This window comes from Marinobacter gelidimuriae, from assembly GCF_000372805.1.
Classification (GTDB): domain Bacteria; phylum Pseudomonadota; class Gammaproteobacteria; order Pseudomonadales; family Oleiphilaceae; genus Marinobacter; species Marinobacter gelidimuriae.
In genome coordinates, this window is sequence record NZ_KB889870.1 from 1 (window position 1) to 18,935 (window position 18,935).

Consider the following 18,935-nt stretch of genomic DNA (forward strand, 5'->3'; position numbering starts at 1 on the left):
AAGACCTTCCCGCGCAAATCCGCCGCAATGCCGGAGCCAAATGGTTTGAGTCTTATCAGGCCTCGCTCAAAGGTCTACGCAGCCGGCCCACCGTTCGGGCGAAGCACAAAAAGCGGAACTGTTACGTCACCAATGAGTTGTTCGACGTTCANNCGTTAGACGAAGACCGCTGCCTGATTCAGTTGAAGGTTAATTCTGGCAAACGCCATCGCGGTCAGTACCTGACCGGCGTGGTCATGCCGTTCGCGGCGAAAGCCGCGGGCAAGGCCTTGTATGTGTCACGCAAAGGACGCCGATTCTGGTTGTCGATGAGTTTCGACAAAGAGCTGGAGGTGAAGAGCGAGAGCGCCGTTCGGCAGTACGCCGCCTTGCTCACCGATGAAGAACTGAAAAGCCAAGTAGAAGGCTTTGACTTGGGCGTGAAACGCCAGGTCACAGGGTCATCGGGCGATGTGTATCACTTGCCGGGCGAGGCTCTTGTGGCTTTGGCTAAACTGGAAGATCGCCGCGCTCGGTATCAACGTCGATACGCTCGAATGGCCCGCGCCAACGACCGCACAGCCAGCACCGTGAAGCGAAAGCGTACCGGTGGCGAGAAAAGGACTCAGCAACACATAGCCCGCTGTAGTGAAAAAAGAGCACACATTCAGAACAACAACTCGCACCACATTGCCAAGAAAATTGCGGATAACACCCCGCTCATTGCGGCTTTTGAAGACATCAAGATCAGCAATATGGTGCGCAAACCCAAAGCGAAACTCTGTGAAGACACCGGGCGCTGGCTGGCCAGCGGGGCCAGCGCGAAGCGTGGGCTTAATAAAGCCATCCACTCAGTGAACATGGGCCAGATTCGCCAGTTCACCGCGTACAAACTGAAAGACCGTGGCAAGCTGATGGTGCGGGTAAAACCGCACTATTCCAGCCAAGAATGCTCTCAGTGTGGCCACACTGAAAAAGGCAACCGACCGTCGCAAGCGACGTTCCAGTGCCTGAATTGCGGTTTTGCCGCCAACGCCGATGATAACGCCGCGGGTGTTATCAAAAAACGAGGCATCACGCACGTTCGGAGTGAGGCGTTTTCGATAGAGAAAACACCCCGAACCCTCAAAGTGCGACGAAAGAAAACGAATAAGGCGCAAGAGCTGGCGTCTTCAGGAAGCGGAGATTGTGTAAGACCTGACGTTCAGGCGGTAATCAGTGATGCTCTGAATTCTCGACGGACGAGAGAAAATTCTTGTCCTTCAGAAGCTCGTGGCTTGAGTCACGAGTAGTTCACTAAGCTGGATATTACTCTGTTGCGTGGTATTGAGCATAATGATAACCAACAGGCAGTGGTTACCGGTATGCTGGTCATGTTGGACCAACGGGTTAGCCAAGTGATCGCCTAGGGCGTGGAAATCATGGAGGAGTAATTCGCTCAAACTTGCGCCTGTGCACTGCACAAGCGTGTTGTTTATTTCTTTCTACCAAGGCAGGTGTGTGTGTTTTATCGTATTTTGACCGTTATTGGTGGCGCCGTTTTTGTGGCCATTTTGTTCGCTCTGGTTTGGCTGTTTTGCCGACTGTTTTTGCAGCGTCAGGGTGTTACCGAACAGTTGCAGGAGCGCGCCAACAACTTGGCCACCTGGACTTTTGTGGGTATCAGTGTGGGCCTGGTGTTCGCCATTGTGGGCGCTTTTGTATTAGGGCCCTGGGCGTTTTACCGGACCCTGCAGGGGTATGATCTGGCCGTGGACTCGGGTAAGGCAATTTGGTGGGGGTTTGCGATTGTGGTTGCCTCATTGGGCATTACCGCAGCCGGTTTCTTCGGTTTTCTGGGATTGGTGGGCGCCTATTAAGGCTGGTCACCTATCAGTTTTTGGCGGAACCACACCAGCGCTGGTTCTTGTTCGTAGGCTTTGTGCCAGTACAAATGAACATTCACCGGCGGCAGTGGCGCCGGTGTTGGCCACCACCCGGCAGGCCGCAAAATAGTGCTGACAGCGCAAACGTATATCCCGCTGCAGCTCCAATCTTGATAACTCGAAATCCTCCACTCCCGAACCTGTGGCCCGCGACGACACCAGTACGTGCTGTGCTTGCAGGTACGCTTCCAAATAGCGCTCAGCCGATAACTCGCCACTGGTCTCGGTCGGCGCCATAGTCACCCACGAGTGGTCTTTGCGCGCCAGAACCACAAGCGGGTCCTGGTGCAACCATTGGTGGCCGGTGTGTTCGCTCACCGGCAGCAGCACGTCAATTGCAAAATCCAGTTTTCCCGCCGCCAGTTGGCTTTCCATGTCCCGGCGCGCCACTCTTTGGCTAACAATGTCCAGATCCGGGTAGGGCGCCAGCTGGGTCATCAGCTGGGGCAAAAATGTCGATTCCAAAATGTCGCGCAGAGCCAGCGTAGGAGGTAAAGCAATGGATTTTTCAATTTCAGCCAAGGGCCAGGATTACCTGGAGCGGGTAAAACGCTTCATGGCCGACGAGATTGTTCCGGTAGAGGCACAGTACCACCGGGAGTTGGCGGCGCTGGATAACCGTTGGGTGGTGCTGCCCGTTATCCGCGAACTGAAGGCCAAAGCCCGTGAGCAAGGTCTGTGGAATCTGTTTTTCCCTGATGACACCTACGGTTGTGGCCTGCTGAATTCCGACTACGCGCTGATTGCCGAGGAGACCGGTCGCAGCTTTATTGCGCCGGAGATCTTCAACTGCAACGCGCCAGACACCGGGAACATGGAGGTGCTGATCCATTACGGTTCAGATCAGCAGAAAGCAGAATGGCTGCCGCGTCTGCTTAGTGGTGAAGTTCGCTCGGCCTTTTGTATGACCGAACCCGACGTGGCCTCGTCAGACGCGACGACTATGGTGGCCACCGCCACGGTGGACGGCGATGAGGTGGTTCTGAACGGGCGTAAGTGGTGGAGCACAGGTGTGGGCCATCCGGACTGCAAGGTCGCCATTTTTATGGGCGTAACCGATACAGATGCTGCCAAGCACCGTCGCCATTCGATGGTGTTGGTACCGATAGACGCGCCGGGTGTCAGCATTGAGCGCATGTTGCCGGTATTTGGCGCCTACGATGAGCCTTACGGCCATGGCGTGGTGGCGTTTGATAACGTGCGTCTATGGCGGGCCATAGCGTGATGGCGCGGGATCTGGCTGCGTCCATCGCGCCGGCCAAGACGTTTCAAGTGGAATTTGTTGCGGCGGTCCAGCGCTGGGCCAGTGGCCGCTTTGATCACGAATACGCGGAAAGCTGGCCTGGGTTCAAAGCACGGGTTTTGGCGGCGTTGGACGAGGCAGTCAGCTGCGCCGCGGGTAAAAATCTGTTGGTTGCGACCTCAGGCGGCCCCATCGCAGTAATAGTGCAAGCGCTGCTCGATCTGAGCGATGGACGCACTCTGGACTTGAACAGCATGATCGCCAACACCAGCGTTACCCGAGTGCTCTATAGTAGCCGCAGGCGCAGTTTGGCGGTGTTCAACAATTACAGTCACCTGGAGGCGGAAGATCCCGCCCTGGTAACCTTTCGCTAATAATTTCGCCAAAAACTTCGCTAAAAACAGGGAAATTCATGAGCACGAATCTGTTTGATCTGAACGGAAAAATCGCGTTAATCACCGGTGCCAGCCGCGGTATTGGCGAGAGCATCGCCCGCACATTAGCCGCCAATTCCTGAACCTGCTCGTCACTCAATGTTTTAAGAAAGGCCAGCACCAGCACCATCGTGGTTGCCAAACGCAATAAGGTGGCGGGTGTAATGCGTTGTGGTCGGGGGGATGTAAACATTAAAAGCTACCTAAAAGATCGCTTACTTATTACTATGCGTATGGCACTGGAACACGCTCATAGCGGTTATCATTCTTACGACAGCCGCTTGCTTTCAGACGTTACTAAGCGCTGCTGGTTTTCCGGCTAGTTGTTCATCACTGCACAATACGGTTTTCGCTCTGGCCTGCGGATTGTGACAGGGTCGTCGGCACTGGCGGTTTGTGATGCAGTGAATATAAAATGCGGTCGAGCACTGCTTGGCCGTTCCAGGCAGGGTTGTGATTAACCATGCCCACCACGGCCCAGGTGGTGTTGTCCTCGTCACGAGTAAAACCGGCAATGGAGCGCACATTTTCCAGGTAACCGGTTTTGATCCTGCCTTCGCCCTTCATACCCGTATTCCGCAGCCTGCGGGCCATAGTGCCATCCATCGCAATCAATGGCATAGACGCCATCAAGTCCGCTGCATAGCGGCTGTTCCAGGCATTTCTCAGAATGTCCACGCCTTGGCGTGCGCTGATGCGACCATGTCGGGTCAAACCGGCCCCGTTATCGATCACCATACCGGTGGTGTTAATACCTTTATCTTCCAGCCAGCTGTAAATGGCACGAATGCCAGTTACCCGGTCATCGTTGTCGGCAGCTGTGCGTTTTTCTGCACCAATACCCAGTAGCAGCTGACGCGCCATCACGTTACTGCTCCATTTATTGATGTCGCGCACCATGGTTACCAGATCTGGCGATGTGGTGCGCATAACCAGTTTGGCGTTCTCAGGCGTAATGCCTACGCTGTTGATGCCGCTGATTTCCACACTCATTTCTGCCAGTAGCGAGCGAATCAAGGATGCGCTATAGCGCTCATGGGATTGCAGAGACAAGTAGCGTGTAGTTCGACAGCCTTTGGGCAATGTGCCTTTAACCGTCACAGTCACGCTTTGGTCGCTGTGAAAAACCGGCGTCCAGGTGAATGAACCGCGGCCCGGGCAGTTGCCTTCGGCCGAGCTGATCACCTGGTTGTCGATCACCACCTCAGCCAGGTTCGGGGTGCTCCATGCGCGGGTGCCGCGTTCGTCTGAACGAACCTCCAGCTGGCTCAGATTGAGGTTGGTCAAATACGCAGAGGGTTCCACCAGAAACGGGGCGTAGGGGTTGCTGCCGTTATCGTGAAAAGGTGGAAAACCGCCGTCAATCTGGAAATAGCTACCGTCTAGAATCAGGTCGCCGTTGACTCTGGTGATGCCCATGTCCCGCAGTTCTCTTAGCGTTGACCATAATCGCTCGTAGGTCAGTTTCGGGTCGCCGCCGAAGCGCACATAAAGGTTGCCATTGAGGGTGCTGTCGGACATGTCACCGTTGGTGAGAAAATCCGTGTCCCAAGTGTAATTGGGACCAAGGATCTCCAAGGCGGCGTAGGTAGTCAGGACTTTCATGATGGAGCCAGGGCTCATCAGGGTGTCGGCGTTAATAAACTGCTCTACGCCCGGCCCGTTCATAGGCAGCGCCGCCATGCTCAAGGCGCTGTCGCTGTTCAGTGATTTGCTGGCATAGGCCCTCATGGTGCCGTTCCATGCACCTGCCTGCGCCATCGCGCTTTGGCCATTCGTGTCTGCGGCCAGTGCCTGGGTCCCAGGCCATGCCAGCAGTGCAGCTAAGGCCATTCCGCGTAGGCGGCGAGCCGGAGCCGGCAGGGCAGTAAACGCGTTCACAGTGGGAAACGAGCAGTGCATAATAGGGTCCGAAGTGCCATGGCGGGCGTTGCTTGTTGATTAAACTTTTGACACGTTAAACAGTAGCCTATTTTCCCCACAGCTACCATTCACAAAGCTCGGGAAAACATTAAATATTATTCCTAGCTCGTTATTTTTTTATAAAAGGACATCGAATGAGCAACACTTTGACGCACACATTCAGCGTTCTTGGTGCGGTTACGACATTTATACCAACAGTCTTTCGTACCAGGCCTTCAGCGCGCTCACTGAGGATGTTACGCGGCGACTCGATGATGAGAGGTTTTTATTAATGGCGTACAGCGGCCGATGTCTTTGCGGCGATATCCAGTTCCAGTATGACGGCCCTTTGGGCCCGGTGGTCTTGTGCCACTGCAAACAGTGTCAGCGGGCGCACGGGAGTGCGTTTTCTGCCAGCGCGCCGGCACAGGCAATTCACATGCAGTGGTTGACCGGCGTAGACCAACTAAAAGAATACGCTTCCAGTCCGGGCAAATACCGCGGTTTTTGTGGTCGCTGCGGCTCTCAGCTGTATAGCAGGGTAGACGCCATTCCCGCTATTTTGCGGCTGCGGGTAGGCGCGCTGGAAAAGCCTCTGGGTAAAGTCGCGGCCCAACACGTGTATGTAGCCGCGCAGTCAGACTGGTTTAAGATCACCGATTCGCTACCACAGTTTGATAAAACGGAGCGCACGAACGACCCCCACTGAGCTGCATGGGCAATTCTGCTATAATGCGCACCCTATCCAATCACCGAGGAAACCTGCCATGTCACAGTTGCCACCTTGTCCCCAATGCGCCTCTGAATTTACCTACGAAGACGGCGCCCAGCTGGTGTGTCCCGAGTGCGGCCACGAGTGGAGCGAAACTGAGGCCGCCGCAGAATCAGAGAAAGCCATTCGTGACGCTAACGGCAATGAACTGCAAGACGGCGACAGCGTAACGGTGATCAAAGACCTTAAAGTGAAGGGTTCTTCGCTGGTGGTGAAAGTGGGCACAAAGGTTAAAAGTATAAGGTTGGTTGGCGGTGATCACGACATTGATTGCAAAGTAGACGGAATTGGGCAGATGAAACTGAAGTCGGAGTTTGTCAAGAAAGCCTGATGCCGGGTTTGTGCGCCAGGTTATGAAAATCTGAGGTTTAGCTGTTAATATGCGGATTAATAAGAAGGAATATTCGCAGATGGCTAACCTCAAATGATCATCGTGAAAATACGTCAAAATCTGCAGTCCCAGCGGAAGTTTTTTCTTTGGCCCTATTAAAACGCAATTTATGGACACTCTTTCTGCTGACGCTGACAGCGGGAAGTGTGATTCTTGTTCTGCTTCTGTTGTCGTCCTGGCAATCGATTGTTGCCGAGCACAAATCAGTCCATAGCGCGCGGGTGGCATTGGTGGCGCAGTCTATGGACAGCGTTTTGCGTACCCAAGAGCTATTGCTGACGGTTGTTGGTCGCGAAATTCTTCGCGCTGGCGATCTGCCACAGACGCCCCAGCATTCACCTGAACTGGACCGCATCCTGCTGGAAAATCCTGTTGCTACTGGCTTGGGAATGGCCCGTGCAGACGGACAGTTAATGCTGGTGAGCTCTAATCTGGATCTGGATTTGTTGCCGAACCTACTGCGATCCGAAACCTCGCAAGACAGTTTTCAAGAAGCTGTGGCAACCGACACCATGGTATTGGGGCGCACTTATTTTATGAGCGCCATGGACAAGTGGATAATTCCAGTGCGCAAAGCGCTGCGCAACCCACAGGGTGAGGTGGTTGCGGTAATGACGGCTGGCCTTCGTATTGACGGCCCGCCGGTGTCCTGAGCAACTCCTTACACAGCGGCGCTTACGATCGGGTCACGCTGACGCGGGCGTCAGACGGCTATGTGCCGTTTATTTCAGAGCGGGGCATGGGTCCGGAGCAGTATTCCAAACTCCATTATCAGGCCCAAACGCTTGTGGGCCAAATTCCTCAGTCGGAGAATTTGTCCCCGGCAGACACGCAGCAGTCAGATACACCCTATACCTATCGCATTCATCGTGATCAGAAAAACTATCTGGGAGCTGCCCAATTCAACAACCGGTTCCAAATGTGGGTGATGTCTGAAACCCTGATGCGCCCGTTGTGGGTGACGTTTTTTAAAACCGCACTGTTATACGTCAGCATTTTCTTCGGCAGTTTTCTGGCTTTGTTTATCATCTTTCGTATTATCGCGGTAGCCGAAGCCAAGCGCCTCAAAGAGCTGATGTACCTGTAGCGGCACGATGAACTGACCGGAGTGGACAATCGTTCGGGGCTGAGCGTTAGCATCGACAGCCTGCTTGGGCGCAAACAGAGCTTTATGGTGGCTGTCGTCAATATCGACCACTTTCGCGGTGTTAATGACCGCTTTGGGCAAGAATACGGTGACCAGGTGCTCTGCGCATTTGCACGCAGGCTGCTCAGCGTAGTCGACGAAAAGGACGTAGTGGCTCGTTTGGGCGCCGATGAGTTTGTGTTACTGATTAAGGCGGTGAATTTACAGGCGCTCGAGAGTCATGCGCGCCAGCTTAGCCGCCAACTGGACAAGCCTCTGGAACTGGGACAGTTTCCCCTGCAGCTGGGCGCTAGCATCGGTGTCGCGGTGTACCCCCGCGATGGTGATTCGGTGAACACACTTTTACGCAGCGCGCACCTGGCCCTGTATCAGGCCAAGAAGAGCCGTAATGACTGGTGTCTGTATCGGGAAGAACTCGAACAGGCCTACATCCGCCGGGTGCAGCTTGAACAACGCTTGCGCCAAGCGTTGAGCCTTGGGCAGCTGACCATGGTGTTTCAGCCCCAGGTTGATCACGTCAAAGTCGTTTATGGATACGAAGCGCTGGTGCGCTGGTACGACGAGGAACTCGGTCAGGTCGGCCCTGATGAATTTGTCGGGGTTGCCGAGTCCAGCGGACTTATGCCAGCGTTGGGTCAGTTTGTAATGGAAACCAGCGTTCGCGAGTTTTCCGAGTTTGTGGGTGCTCAGGGTGAAATGCGAAAACTGGCGGTGAACATATCGGTATTGCAATTTTTGCAGCCGGGTTTTGCCAATGATGTTTTGTCTTTGCTATCGCGATATGGGCTGTCGCCCAAGCAGTTGGTGTTGGAAATAACCGAGAGTCTGTTTATTTCCAATTTTGACGATGTACTGGCCGTACTCAACGAATTGCGCAAACAGGGTGTGCGGGTATCGATGGACGATTTTGGTACCGGTTACTCGTCGCTAAGCTTGCTGAGAACCCTGCCGCTTGACGAGCTGAAAATTGACAAGAGCTTCATTGACGGCCTGTTAGATGATCACAAAGTTCAAAACATGGTCGCCAGCATTATCAGCATTGCCCGCAGTCATCAGCTTGAACTTGTTGCCGAAGGCGTAGAAACCGAAGGCCAATACCTGGCGTTAATGGCAATGGGTTGCAAATTGTTTCAGGGCTACTATTTTGGCCGTCCGGCCGCTCTTTCTGTTGGGCCAAAGCCCCCCACTAATAGTGTTTCGTCTGGCTGATTTGGCCCAGCGACAATTGGTCGCAGCGTTGCTGTGGCTGTTTGTGGCAGGCTATGCTGACTATTGATTTTGACCTTGCAGGAGCTTTTGATGGAACCTTCTTCCTTGATTCGTCGCTTTGCCCGTCATGTTAGTACGGTCGCTGTTGTTGCCGCGGTCGCCAGTTGCATTCCGCTGATGGCTGCCGCCCACACCGCTCCCAATCCCCATGTTAGCGGTGTCATGGTGGAGCACGGTTGGAGCCGGCCAACGCCGCCGGGCGCAGCGGTCGGGGTTGGCTACATGGTCATTCACAACCACACTGACGCAGCGGTACGCCTCACCGGCGCCACCAGCGAGGTTGCCACAGACGTTTCCATTCATGAAACCCTCGCAGACAACGGCATGATGCGTATGAAACCGCTACCGGATGGCGTGAGCATAGACTCTGGTCAGAGCGTGGAGTTCAAGCCCCTGAGCTATCACCTGATGCTGGAAGGTTTAAAACAGCCGTTAAAGGTCGGGCAGAAAATTCCTGTGACGCTTAAATTTGAACGCATCCCGGCGCAGAACGCCGTACTGGACGTCAGGTCGCTGGATAACAGTGGCGAAGACGATGGTGGAGTGGACCATTCGACGATGAATCACTCCGCAATAGATCATTCCAGCATGAACCACTCCGATATGGATCATTAATGGCGATTGTGGGGTAAAGCCGATATTCTGCGCAGCTTCTAAAAAACCAAGTTTTTTAAGGAATCTGCGTGTGCTTGAAAGTTACCTAACCGGCTTACTGGTGTGTGGCGGTTTAATTATTGCCATTGGCGCTCAAAATGCGTACTTGTTGAGCCAGGCCATTCGCCGGGAGCACCATTGGCCGGTGGCGGCTATTTGTGCCGTGTGCGATGCCAGTCTGTTCACCCTGGGCATGTTCGGCGTTAGCGCGGCGCTGATGGCGGTGCCCCAGGCGCTGGAGTTTTTGCGCTGGCTAGGCGTGATGTTTTTGGGCTGGCTGGCGCTTCAGGCGGCCGTGCGTGTCTGGAGGGGCCGCGCTGCGTTAAAAATTGGCGCGGCCACTCGAGGCAGTTTGCGCAAGGTTGTATTGACCGCGCTGGCGGTCACTCTTCTGAACCCTCAGGTTTACCTCGACACATTGTTGCTGGTGCCGGCGATTGGTGCCCAGCAGAGCAGTGCCGTGGCTTTTGTGATCGGCGCCAGCACCGCTTCGGTGGTGTGGTTTAGCCTGCTGGCGTGGGGCGGTGCAGCTTTGGCACCCGTGCTGTCGCGGCCACTGGCCTGGCGCGTTATTGACGGCCTGATTGGTTTAATGATGGCGGCGATAGCGTTGCAATTGGCCCTTAATGGCAGTCTGTAGCGCCCTTTTACCTTTACCCCGAATGCGTATTACGCTGCCCTGAAACCAGCCGTGATCAACGCAGCGTTCAAAACACCACTTTGAGCGTGTTCATGAATAAATCCATTCGCCGCGTGTTTGCCAGGATTAAGAGCAAAATTCGCTGGCTGGCGTGGTAAAGTAAGTCATGCTTAAATTAACTAATGCTGTTGAACTTGCGGACTGGGAGATCGAAATTACCCAGATTCGCGCTCAGGGTGCCGGTGGGCAGAATGTCAACAAGGTCTCCTCTGCGGTGCACCTTCGCTTCGACATTCTGAACTCGTCGCTGCCACCGTTTTATAAAGAACGTTTGATGGCGCTGAGCGATCAGCGTATCAGCAAAGACGGCGTGCTCATGCTCAAGGCGCAGTCGCACCGAACGTTAGAGCTTAATAAGGACGATGCTCTGCAGCGCCTGAAGGCGTTGATTCTGCAAGCCGCAAAACCGCAAAAAGCTCGCCGCGCCACAAAACCCAGCAAATCCGCCAAGCGCAAGCGCACCGACGGTAAAGTGCAAAAGGGCCGTACCAAAGCGTTGCGGGGAAAGGTTCAGGTTTAGCCCGCTCGAGTCTGTTCTGCCGCGCCGGTGTGAACTCTTAGAAACTCCGCCATATCGTCAAAAGCCTCGTCTGCTTCTGGCAGCATCGGGCCGAAAATCTGCCACACGTGCACCATTCCCTGCCAGATATGCAGTTCCACCGGTGAGCCTTCTGCTTGCGCCTTGGCGGCGTAGCGCCTTGCGTTATCTACCAGCATTTCGCAGTCACTGGCCTGAATCAGGGTGGGCGGCAGGTCATGCAGCGGCCCGCGTAGTGGCGAAGCCACGGGGCTGGCCGGTCGCATGCGGAAAGTTGCCGTACTGAACCACCACAAAACCGGCAGCGGCACTTTTTGCAGGCCACCAAACATTGGGCCTAGCATGGGGTCGGTGGCTATATTGCTTCGATTGCTGGGCGCGGTCATGGTCATGTCAGTGGACGGCGACAGCGCAATGGCCGCATCGGCCTGGCGCAGCTTCTGGTCGCGCAGCCAGGCAATCAGAGCCAAGGTATGGCTGCCCCCGGCCGAATCACCCGCAATCACCATAATCTGAGCCTCCTGCTTGCCCTCCGGGCCGTTTTCTAACAGCCACTCATAGGCCTTGCGGCAGTCTTCCACGCCGGCCATATAGCGATATTCCGGCATCAGCCGATAGTCCACCGCAAACACCGCAGCCTTGCCAATTTGCGACAGCTGGTCGGTCATGCTGCGATGGCTGCGCGGGCTACCTGCCATCCAGGCGCCGCCATGAATGTACAGAATACGCCGACGGGTATCGGCGCCGGGGGCTACCACCCACTCACCGCGGGGCTGGTCGGTCGCAGTCACGGTAGACACCATGTGCAGGTCATCGCTAATGCTGTCCATATAATCGCGCATGGCAAGAAGTCGCGCCCGCCCCCTAACGCCATGCAGCTTTTGCCCCATATTGCGTACGCGCTCGATCACCTCTTTGTTGGCGATGCTAGGCAGTGCGGTCCGCGATTTGAACTCATGACTATCAAACGTCGAATAGTCTTCTGGCCGGAACAGCACGAACGACACGGCTAAAAAAACCAGCAAAGACAGACCGATGAAGATCAGTAAATACAGAGCCCACATCATAAAAATGCCTCGCCAGCCGCTTGCAGTTTCTGTTTTAAGCATTGCATAAGCACGCGTTGGTTGCCAGATTCAATACCGCTCGCGGTTGAAACTGTGAGCCGGCGGCCTAAAGTAAGTAAGGGCTATCAACATTCAATGACCACGGTGAAGCGAATCATGAGCGATCAACCCGTACTGCTGATTACAGGCGCATCTTCAGGTATTGGGGCGGCTACCGCACGGGCAGCGGCCAAACAGGGCTATCGCCTGGTTCTGGCGGCTCGTTCGGAGGCTAAACTGCACAAGTTGCAACAGGAACTTGGCGGTAAAGAGCAGGTATTAACGGTGCGCTGCGACGTGCAAAGCGACACAGACCAGCGTGAAATGGTGAAAAAGGCGCTGGCCAGTTTTGGTCGCATCGATGCCGTATTCGCCAACGCCGGCCGCGGGGGTGAACCCGGCGGCTTCAGTGGTGCAGATGCGGAAGTCTGGAAAGATATGATTCTGACCAACATCTACGGTGTTGGCCTGACTGTGCAGCATTGCCTGCCGGCGCTGAGGGAGAGCCGTGGGCACCTGTTATTGACGGGCTCTGCCGCGGGACGGGTAACCATTCCGGGATCTATGTACAGCGCCACCAAGTGGGCCGTGTCGGCCATTGGCTATGGCGCTCGCGAAGAACTGCGGGGCTCCGGTATTCGAGTAACCCTGATCGAGCCGGGCATGGTAGACACGCCCTTCTTTGACCAACAGCCAGACAACGCGCTGCAGCCAGACGACATTGCCAACGCGGTCATGTACGCCGTGGCCCAGCCGGCACATGTAGACGTTAACGAAATACTGGTGCGGCCTACGCCTGCGATCAAAGACGCGTAGACCGAAAATAGTGCCGGAAAGATTGCCGAAAATAGTGCAGATAGAGAAAACAGATGAAAGCCTGCGTTAGCGTTTAGTGCTGCGCTGGCGCTGTTTCTTCGGCTTGGGTTTTGGCCGCGCCGCAGGCTTTGAGCCGGGGCGGTTATCGGGCCGTCCGCCGGGCTTTCCTGCAGATTTGGCGCTTGGCCGGGAAGGGGGCCTATTGCCGGCGCGTGGCTTGTGGCTCTCGCGCTTTTGTGCCGAAGCAGTGGCCGGCTTCGTCTTACCGGCGGGCTTTTGAGGCGCAGCCGGGGCATCGGATGACGAATCCCGAATGCTGTCCATCAGCACCGCCAGTTCTTTCGATGTTAAATCCCGCCATTGGCCTACGGGCAGATTGCCCAGGCTAATATTCATAATGCGCTGCCGTTCCAGGCGCGTTACGTCAAAGCCAAAATGTTCCGCCATGCGTCGAATCTGCCGGTTCAGGCCTTGTACCAGAACAATGCGGAACACAAAGCGCGATTCCTGCGACACCCGGCATTTTTTTGTAACCGTACCCAGAATTGGCACTCCGCCGGCCATACCATCAATAAAGGTCTTGGTGATGGGCTTATCAACGGTGACCAAATACTCTTTCTCGTGATTATTACCCGCCCGCAGGATCTTGTTGACCAGATCGCCGTTGCTGGTCATAAAAATCAGCCCTTGAGAATCCTTGTCTAGCCGGCCGATAGGGAAAATTCTCACCGTGTGCCCGACAAAGCGCTGAATATTGTCGCGCTCGGCGCTGTCGGTGGTGCTGACAATGCCCACCGGCTTGTTCAGAGCGATGAATACCTGATCTTCCTCAGCACGGGGCTCAATGATTTGGCCGTTGACCATGACCGTATCCGTCGGCGATACCTGATCGCCAACGCTGGCGCGCTTGCCGTTGATTCGCACATTACCCTGCTCGATGTATCGGTCGGCCTCACGCCGCGAACAAATGCCGCTCTCGCTGATGTATTTGTTCAGGCGTGTGGAAGAAGACTGGGTCATGCAGGGCACCGGCTGGGTGTGGGTTCAGTTAAGCCGTGCATCATAACAGGCGAGCGCGCCGGTAGCAGCCGACAGCAGGCAAGGGTTTAATCGTCAGAGTGTTAACCAGAGCGCTGGACGTGAATACCCGCCTCTGCCATTGTTGCCCGATAACGCCCGCTTAAACCACCTAGAACCGCCCTATGCCCTCAACGCTTTCAATAATTTGCCCTGTCTGCGAGCAGGCCGAGTTACAACACTTCCAGGCCATCAAAAAACAGCACTATTTGCGCTGCCCGGAATGCCAGTGCACCGCGATGGATCCTGACTGCCGTTTAAGTGCCGAGCAGGAAAAAGCCATCTACCAATACCACGACAACAACCCGGGTGATTCCGGTTATCGTCGTTTCCTGTCTAAGGTAGCAGATCCCTTATTGGCCCGACTTCCCCGCGGAGCTCACGGCCTGGATTTCGGCTGTGGTCCCGGCCCGGTGCTGGCTGGCATGCTGGAGGAAGCGGGTATGACCATGGTGCTTTACGATCCGTTCTTCCATCCGCAGCCTGATGGCTTGCAGCAACAATACGACTTCATCACCTGCACTGAAGTGCTGGAACACCTTCATCAGCCCGCCGCGGTGTTACGTCAGCTGGATGGCCTGTTAAAGCCTGGCGGCTTGCTGGCTGTGATGACCTGCTTTCAGACTGACGACACCCGTTTTGCAAGCTGGCATTACCGGCGCGATCCCACTCATGTGGTGTTTTACAAAGAAGAAACCCTAGTGTTAATCGCTGAACAGTATAAATGGGCGCTGGAAATACCGAGAAAGGATGTGGCTATTTTTACCAAAGCAGAATGAGGAGGTCTGAACGTAGCGTTGGGTGAAATGAGACGCCGGTTGCTCAACGGATGAAAATAGATGCATTTGCTTCAACTCAGGAGCAGCAGCGAATTTTGATAATGGCGAATCTCGGATCGCAGACGCGAAGCCGAATACCGACGGAAAATCTGTTGAGCAGATAGCTTCCGTGATTGACGACAAAGATGGCCCAGTTAAGGAAAGAGTTTAGAAGGAAACAGCAAAATGGACATCCTTCAACTAATCGTGGTTTATCATGGAGCAAAGAATAGCCTACCGGATACTGGTGGCTATATCGTTGATAAAATTTATAAGATGCCGCAAGAAAGCCCTGAAGTGGCGAAGACACGGATAATTCAAATGATGCGTTTCCCGCAGTCGATATCGGATATCACGCCAATCAGGTGGCCTCTACGATGATCCAGGCGCTGGAATTGGATCGAGGGCCAGCCGGAGTCAGTAATAGTATCGGCCGATTCGATGTGTCTCAGGAGAACTTTGGGAATATTGTCGATCTTCGTGTCTATTTGGAAAGGCACAAGTCGGGCGCGGCCTATACCAGGCCAGAGGATTTTGGGCTAATCACGCTTTAGTGGAGCGGGAAGACAGGGGGAACAAGCAGCTGTAATCTTGTGCACAAGCTGCCGGGGTCATGCTGACCGCTTCTCGCTCCTTAGATCTAAGAAAATTGTAGGACAGCAATTCCAAAAAAAGTGACTAGCGCAAAGAATGAACGGCGAACGCCTATTTTTTCGGAGAGGAAAAGTTTGCCAAGGATCAAAGAGAACAAAACACTGGTCTCGCGCAGTACTGCTACCAAAGCAATAGGCGCGTGGGCGAACGCCCAGATCGCGATCCAAAAACATGCAAAAGCTGCGAAACCGGCGAGCAAGCCACGGCCCCGGGTTTCGACTGCTGCTATAAATGCGGACCGGCCACGATAAAAGTACATGAAGGTCATCATACCCAATCCATCAAGTATAAAGAGCCAAGCTGCAAAAGTAGCGATGGACTTGAGGGTGGTCGCATTTTCACCGACTCGAACCCCGACCCCGTCGAGCAGGGTGTATGCGGCTACGCTCAATCCGGCCCCAAGACACAACGTTAGGGCAACACCACTAAGCCGTACAGCACTGCTGTTTTCAGGCACTGATAGACCGAAAGCACCAAGAACGATAATTAGGATACCTAGAAGCATTACACCTGTTAATTCTTCTTGAAGAACCAACATACTTACGGATGTAACCAATACAATACTGAACCCGCGCGATATTGGATAGATTTTAGTCATCTCGCCACGTTCATAGGCCTTTGCCAGAGCGATTTTATATGTTGTATGCGGCACGGCGGCCAAGCTCAACCAAATCCATGCTTCTGGAGCAGGATATCCAAGAAAAGGAACCATCATCACAGCTATTGAGAATTGTACGATGGCGATGGTAAGCATCATCGTAAGTTTGTCAGAATGCCCTTTAACGATAGTGTTCCAGATTGCGTGTAGCAGAGCCGCGCCCAGCACGCCGAATATTACAATGGCCAAACTCAACGCGTAAGCCCACTATGCAGAATTGTTCTTTGACCAGTGAAGGTGCCCACCATAAAACCTATCACCGAAGTGTAAATGCCAGCTGCAGTGTTCTAATACCGCCCCGAAAGAACCAGTTCCGAAAACCGTTGCAGCAAACTGCTGGCTTCCGGCGCAGGTTTAACCGCGGCCAGTAAAGCCGCCGCATCGCTTCCTTCAGACTCTATATCCAAAGCCTGAACCGCCAGATAAACGCGCATCACCTCATCGGTAAACTCCGGATGAAACTGCACACCCCAGGCGCATTCACCAATCCGAAAAGCCTGATGCGGCTCGAAATCCGAAGTACCCAACAGCACCGCCTGTGGCGGCAAACTCAACACCGACTGCTTGTGAGTTAGCTGGGCTGAAAACTGGGAGGGCATGGTGCCAAAAAGCGCGTCGCTTGCGGCTGATTCTGTGAGTGTAACGGTATGAGTGCCACTTTCACGGCCTTCAGGATGGTAATCCACTGTGCCACCAAGGGCGTGAGCCAACAATTGGTGGCCATAGCACACACCCAGCAGCGGCACCTTTGCCGTCACCGCAGCGGCCAGCCACTGCGCGGTTTGCTCGCTCCAGGGGTCGCGGTTGCTCACCATGGCCGGAGAGCCGGTGATCACAATGCCGTCCCAGTCTGAAGGTTCGCCCGGTGATTCGCCGGCCACCACGTTCACCACAGACAATTCCAGTGCCGAAGACAGCCCGCGAACAAACCAAGATTCAAAATCACCGCAGCGTTCGCGAATCTGTGGGTAGGTTTCGCCAGTTTTCACAATAATAACGCGGGGCTTGCGCGTGTCAGCGAGCGGAGTCGTCATAGGCGAAAAATTTCCTGCTTAAGATGTTTGTTCTGGCGGCAGTTCCGCGTTGTGGAACACGTTCTGAACATCGTCCAGGTCATTCAGCATATCCAGGAATTTCTCGAACATCGGAATGTCGTCGCCGCTCACCTCTGTGGTGGTTTTTGCAAGAAACTGAATGTCGTCAGCGTCGAAATCAATGCCTTCGAACGCGTCTACCAGCGCTTGCCGGGCTTTGGCGTATTCGTTGTGGGGCGCGAACACAGTGATCAGTTCGTCTTCCGTTTCGATGTCGGTTACGTCTACATCCGCATCCATCAACGCTTCCAGAACAGCGTCTTCATCTTGCCCCTTGAAGGCAAAAATCGCGCAATGGTCGAACATGTGGGCAACGGTGCCCGGCGTGCCGATTCTGGCTTTGGTTTTGGTAAACGCCAGGCGCACATCACCAAATGTGCGGTTGGGGTTGTCGGTCAGGCAGTCCACAATCACCATGCAGTTGCCTGGGCCATAGCCTTCATAGCGCGCTGGTGAGTAGTCTTCGCCAGTACCGCCGCGAGCCTTGTCGATGGCCTTTTCAATAACGTGGCTGGGGACCTGGTCTTTTTTGGCGCGATCGATCAGCCCGCGAAGGGACAGGTTGCCGTCTGGGTCGGTGCCGCCGGATTTAGCCGACATATAGATTTCACGACCGTACTTGCTGTAAACCTTGGTCTTGGCGTCGGCCGTTTTGGCCATGGATTGTTTGCGGTTCTGATAGGCTCTGCCCATGTGCGCTGCCTCGTTGATTGCTGAGTGGGGCTCTTTGAAGAAGTGAAGATTTTACTGGACAACGCAGGGATGCAACAGGAGTTATTTTCCTTATATATAATCCACAAGACACTGGTGCCCACTCTCAAGCGTATCTTAAGCCGCAAGTTAGTGCCGTGCGGTGTGTCTATAATCCCGCGGTGATTTCCCCATGATTTTCTTGAACAGTCGTGAAAAGTAGTAGGCGTCATCGTAGCCCAACTGGCGGCTTATAGCCGCGAACGGCAGCGTTGTGCTATCCAGCAACTGGCAAGAGCGCTCCACTTTTAAACGCAAAAAGTGCTGGATGGGTGAAATGCCCGTGCGCTCGCGATAGCGGGTAGCGAAATGCGCCGGCGACAAACCCGCCAATTCCGCCAGCTGCTCCAGTGTCAGCCTTTGTTCCAGATTTTCCCGCATATAACTATTCAACACTTCCAGATCCGGACCGGCGTCTTGTTCGCTGTGTTCCGCAATCATGGGTATTGCCGCCAGCAGTTGGCGCAGGCGATTGGCTACGTGAATCAATCCGCTGGTGCGAAAGCCGGTTTGCCGCACCGACAGCAAACCGTTGAAATCCACCAGCAGCCTTGGCTGGCGGCCGATATAAATCAGCGGTGTTTGCTGGTCGAATCCCATGTGGCCAGTAAAAGCATCGGCCAACGGGCCGGTGTAATGTACCCAGTGAATCGTCCAGGGGTTAGCCGGATCGGCGGTATAGCGGTGGCTAACGCCGGCCGGCAGCAACACCAGGTCTCCCGCGCTAACGGTAAAAGCTTCGCCATTCACATTAAGAAAAGCCTGGCCATCGCTGCAATAGATCAGCAAATGATCCGCAGGCTGCTCCCGGTGCATGTGGTGCCCGCTCGCCCGCCGATAGTGGCCGAAAGCGATGGGATAGAGCTCGCGGGTAAGCGGGTGCGAGCTTAGAAGTTGAACACTGGGCTCGGGTAGCAAGTAGCGCACGCTGTCGGGCGGCGCCGGCCATTGCGACGTTAGGGCCATATGGAATTCCCACTTTTCGTGATCGAAAGATAGTCCATTATT

20 protein-coding genes and 3 pseudogenes are annotated in these 18,935 nt (G+C 54.6%); 15 read left to right on the forward strand and 8 right to left on the reverse strand.

Features of this window, described 5'->3' with window-relative positions; genetic code table 11:
* Positions 1 to 17: 17 nt before the first annotated feature.
* On the forward strand, positions 18 to 1,271 hold the full coding sequence (locus A3OI_RS21060; RefSeq protein WP_456085378.1) for an RNA-guided endonuclease InsQ/TnpB family protein: 1,254 nt from the start codon (positions 18 to 20) through the stop codon (positions 1,269 to 1,271).
* 210 nt (positions 1,272 to 1,481) lie between these two features.
* Entirely contained in the window at positions 1,482 to 1,838 is a 357-nt protein-coding gene (locus A3OI_RS0104645) for a hypothetical protein (protein WP_018403155.1), read from the forward strand.
* On the opposite strand, the pseudogene A3OI_RS19375 reads toward A3OI_RS0104645, so the two are convergent.
* A pseudogene (locus tag A3OI_RS19375) lies at positions 1,835 to 2,390 on the reverse strand (LysR substrate-binding domain-containing protein); the annotation flags it as partial. The gene A3OI_RS0104645 and the pseudogene A3OI_RS19375 overlap by 4 nt on opposite strands.
* A 13-nt stretch (positions 2,391 to 2,403) precedes the next feature.
* Between A3OI_RS19375 and A3OI_RS19380 the strand changes: the two are divergent.
* From A3OI_RS19380 to A3OI_RS22605, 3 genes and pseudogenes are all read left to right on the forward strand, one after another.
* Positions 2,404 to 3,111 (forward strand): annotated as a pseudogene (locus A3OI_RS19380) (acyl-CoA dehydrogenase family protein); the annotation flags it as partial.
* Positions 3,111 to 3,521: a histidine phosphatase family protein gene (locus A3OI_RS19385; protein ID WP_228702891.1), complete on the forward strand. Its 411-nt coding sequence runs from the start codon at positions 3,111 to 3,113 to the stop codon at positions 3,519 to 3,521. The pseudogene A3OI_RS19380 and the gene A3OI_RS19385, both read left to right, overlap by 1 nt.
* 38 nt (positions 3,522 to 3,559) lie before the next feature.
* Positions 3,560 to 3,652: pseudogene (locus A3OI_RS22605) on the forward strand (short-chain dehydrogenase); the annotation flags it as partial.
* 259 nt (positions 3,653 to 3,911) lie between these two features.
* Here A3OI_RS22605 and dacB read toward each other — a convergent pair.
* Positions 3,912 to 5,483 carry a D-alanyl-D-alanine carboxypeptidase/D-alanyl-D-alanine endopeptidase gene (dacB, locus tag A3OI_RS0104670; RefSeq protein ID WP_018403159.1) on the reverse strand — a complete coding sequence of 524 codons (1,572 nt, stop codon included), beginning with the start codon at positions 5,481 to 5,483 and terminating at the stop codon, positions 3,912 to 3,914.
* 292 nt (positions 5,484 to 5,775) lie between these two features.
* On the opposite strand from dacB, the gene A3OI_RS0104675 reads away from it, so the two are divergent.
* The 8 genes from A3OI_RS0104675 to arfB all read left to right on the forward strand — a co-directional run bounded on the left by A3OI_RS0104675 (position 5,776) and on the right by arfB (position 10,936).
* The gene (locus tag A3OI_RS0104675) at positions 5,776 to 6,192 is read left to right on the forward strand and encodes a GFA family protein (RefSeq protein WP_026223999.1); all 417 of its coding nucleotides are present in this window, start codon (positions 5,776 to 5,778) and stop codon (positions 6,190 to 6,192) included.
* Between the two features lie 58 nt (positions 6,193 to 6,250).
* Entirely contained in the window at positions 6,251 to 6,586 is a 336-nt protein-coding gene (locus tag A3OI_RS0104680; RefSeq protein WP_018403161.1) for a zinc ribbon domain-containing protein YjdM, read from the forward strand.
* A 146-nt stretch (positions 6,587 to 6,732) separates the two neighbouring features.
* Positions 6,733 to 7,299: a PDC sensor domain-containing protein gene (locus A3OI_RS23665; RefSeq protein WP_228702892.1), complete on the forward strand. Its 567-nt coding sequence runs from the start codon at positions 6,733 to 6,735 to the stop codon at positions 7,297 to 7,299.
* Between the two features lie 62 nt (positions 7,300 to 7,361).
* Positions 7,362 to 7,733: a hypothetical protein gene (locus tag A3OI_RS23670; RefSeq protein WP_228702893.1), complete on the forward strand. Its 372-nt coding sequence runs from the start codon at positions 7,362 to 7,364 to the stop codon at positions 7,731 to 7,733.
* Positions 7,734 to 7,754: 21 nt separating this feature from the next.
* Complete coding sequence (locus tag A3OI_RS23675) at positions 7,755 to 9,002, forward strand: putative bifunctional diguanylate cyclase/phosphodiesterase (protein WP_267283279.1); 1,248 nt, start codon at positions 7,755 to 7,757, stop codon at positions 9,000 to 9,002.
* Positions 9,003 to 9,092: 90 nt separating this feature from the next.
* Positions 9,093 to 9,677, forward strand: a complete 585-nt coding sequence (locus A3OI_RS0104690; protein WP_018403162.1) for a copper chaperone PCu(A)C — start codon at positions 9,093 to 9,095, stop codon at positions 9,675 to 9,677.
* 70 nt (positions 9,678 to 9,747) lie between these two features.
* Positions 9,748 to 10,356 (forward strand): LysE/ArgO family amino acid transporter, encoded by a 609-nt coding sequence (locus tag A3OI_RS0104695; RefSeq protein ID WP_018403163.1) that lies wholly within the window; start codon positions 9,748 to 9,750, stop codon positions 10,354 to 10,356.
* 166 nt (positions 10,357 to 10,522) lie between these two features.
* Complete coding sequence (arfB, locus tag A3OI_RS0104700; protein ID WP_018403164.1) at positions 10,523 to 10,936, forward strand: alternative ribosome rescue aminoacyl-tRNA hydrolase ArfB; 414 nt, start codon at positions 10,523 to 10,525, stop codon at positions 10,934 to 10,936.
* Here the strand turns inward: arfB and A3OI_RS0104705 are convergent.
* Complete coding sequence (locus A3OI_RS0104705) at positions 10,933 to 12,018, reverse strand: alpha/beta hydrolase (RefSeq protein WP_177313684.1); 1,086 nt, start codon at positions 12,016 to 12,018, stop codon at positions 10,933 to 10,935. The two genes, arfB and A3OI_RS0104705, sit on opposite strands and share 4 nt — an antisense overlap.
* A gap of 159 nt (positions 12,019 to 12,177) precedes the next feature.
* Here A3OI_RS0104705 and A3OI_RS0104710 point away from each other — a divergent pair, with 159 nt between their 5' ends.
* The gene (locus tag A3OI_RS0104710; RefSeq protein ID WP_007350900.1) at positions 12,178 to 12,876 is read left to right on the forward strand and encodes an SDR family oxidoreductase; all 699 of its coding nucleotides are present in this window, start codon (positions 12,178 to 12,180) and stop codon (positions 12,874 to 12,876) included.
* Positions 12,877 to 12,942: 66 nt separating this feature from the next.
* Here A3OI_RS0104710 and rluF read toward each other — a convergent pair whose 3' ends face one another.
* On the reverse strand, positions 12,943 to 13,896 hold the full coding sequence (gene rluF / locus A3OI_RS0104715; protein WP_018403167.1) for a 23S rRNA pseudouridine(2604) synthase RluF: 954 nt from the start codon (positions 13,894 to 13,896) through the stop codon (positions 12,943 to 12,945).
* A 182-nt stretch (positions 13,897 to 14,078) separates the two neighbouring features.
* Between rluF and A3OI_RS0104720 the strand changes: the two genes are divergently transcribed.
* A complete protein-coding gene (locus A3OI_RS0104720) occupies positions 14,079 to 14,732 on the forward strand; it encodes a class I SAM-dependent methyltransferase (protein WP_026224001.1) in 654 nt (217 codons plus the stop codon).
* 679 nt (positions 14,733 to 15,411) lie between these two features.
* Here the strand turns inward: A3OI_RS0104720 and A3OI_RS0104735 are convergent.
* The 4 genes from A3OI_RS0104735 to A3OI_RS0104750 all read right to left on the reverse strand — a co-directional run bounded on the left by A3OI_RS0104735 (position 15,412) and on the right by A3OI_RS0104750 (position 18,893).
* Positions 15,412 to 16,272 (reverse strand): DMT family transporter, encoded by an 861-nt coding sequence (locus tag A3OI_RS0104735; RefSeq protein WP_018403171.1) that lies wholly within the window; start codon positions 16,270 to 16,272, stop codon positions 15,412 to 15,414.
* Positions 16,273 to 16,370: 98 nt separating this feature from the next.
* The gene (locus A3OI_RS0104740) at positions 16,371 to 17,117 is read right to left on the reverse strand and encodes a glutamine amidotransferase (protein WP_018403172.1); all 747 of its coding nucleotides are present in this window, start codon (positions 17,115 to 17,117) and stop codon (positions 16,371 to 16,373) included.
* 18 nt (positions 17,118 to 17,135) lie between these two features.
* Complete coding sequence (locus A3OI_RS0104745) at positions 17,136 to 17,870, reverse strand: YebC/PmpR family DNA-binding transcriptional regulator (protein ID WP_018403173.1); 735 nt, start codon at positions 17,868 to 17,870, stop codon at positions 17,136 to 17,138.
* Between the two features lie 147 nt (positions 17,871 to 18,017).
* The gene (locus A3OI_RS0104750; RefSeq protein WP_026224002.1) at positions 18,018 to 18,893 is read right to left on the reverse strand and encodes an AraC family transcriptional regulator; all 876 of its coding nucleotides are present in this window, start codon (positions 18,891 to 18,893) and stop codon (positions 18,018 to 18,020) included.
* Between the last annotated feature and the right edge of the window lie 42 nt (positions 18,894 to 18,935).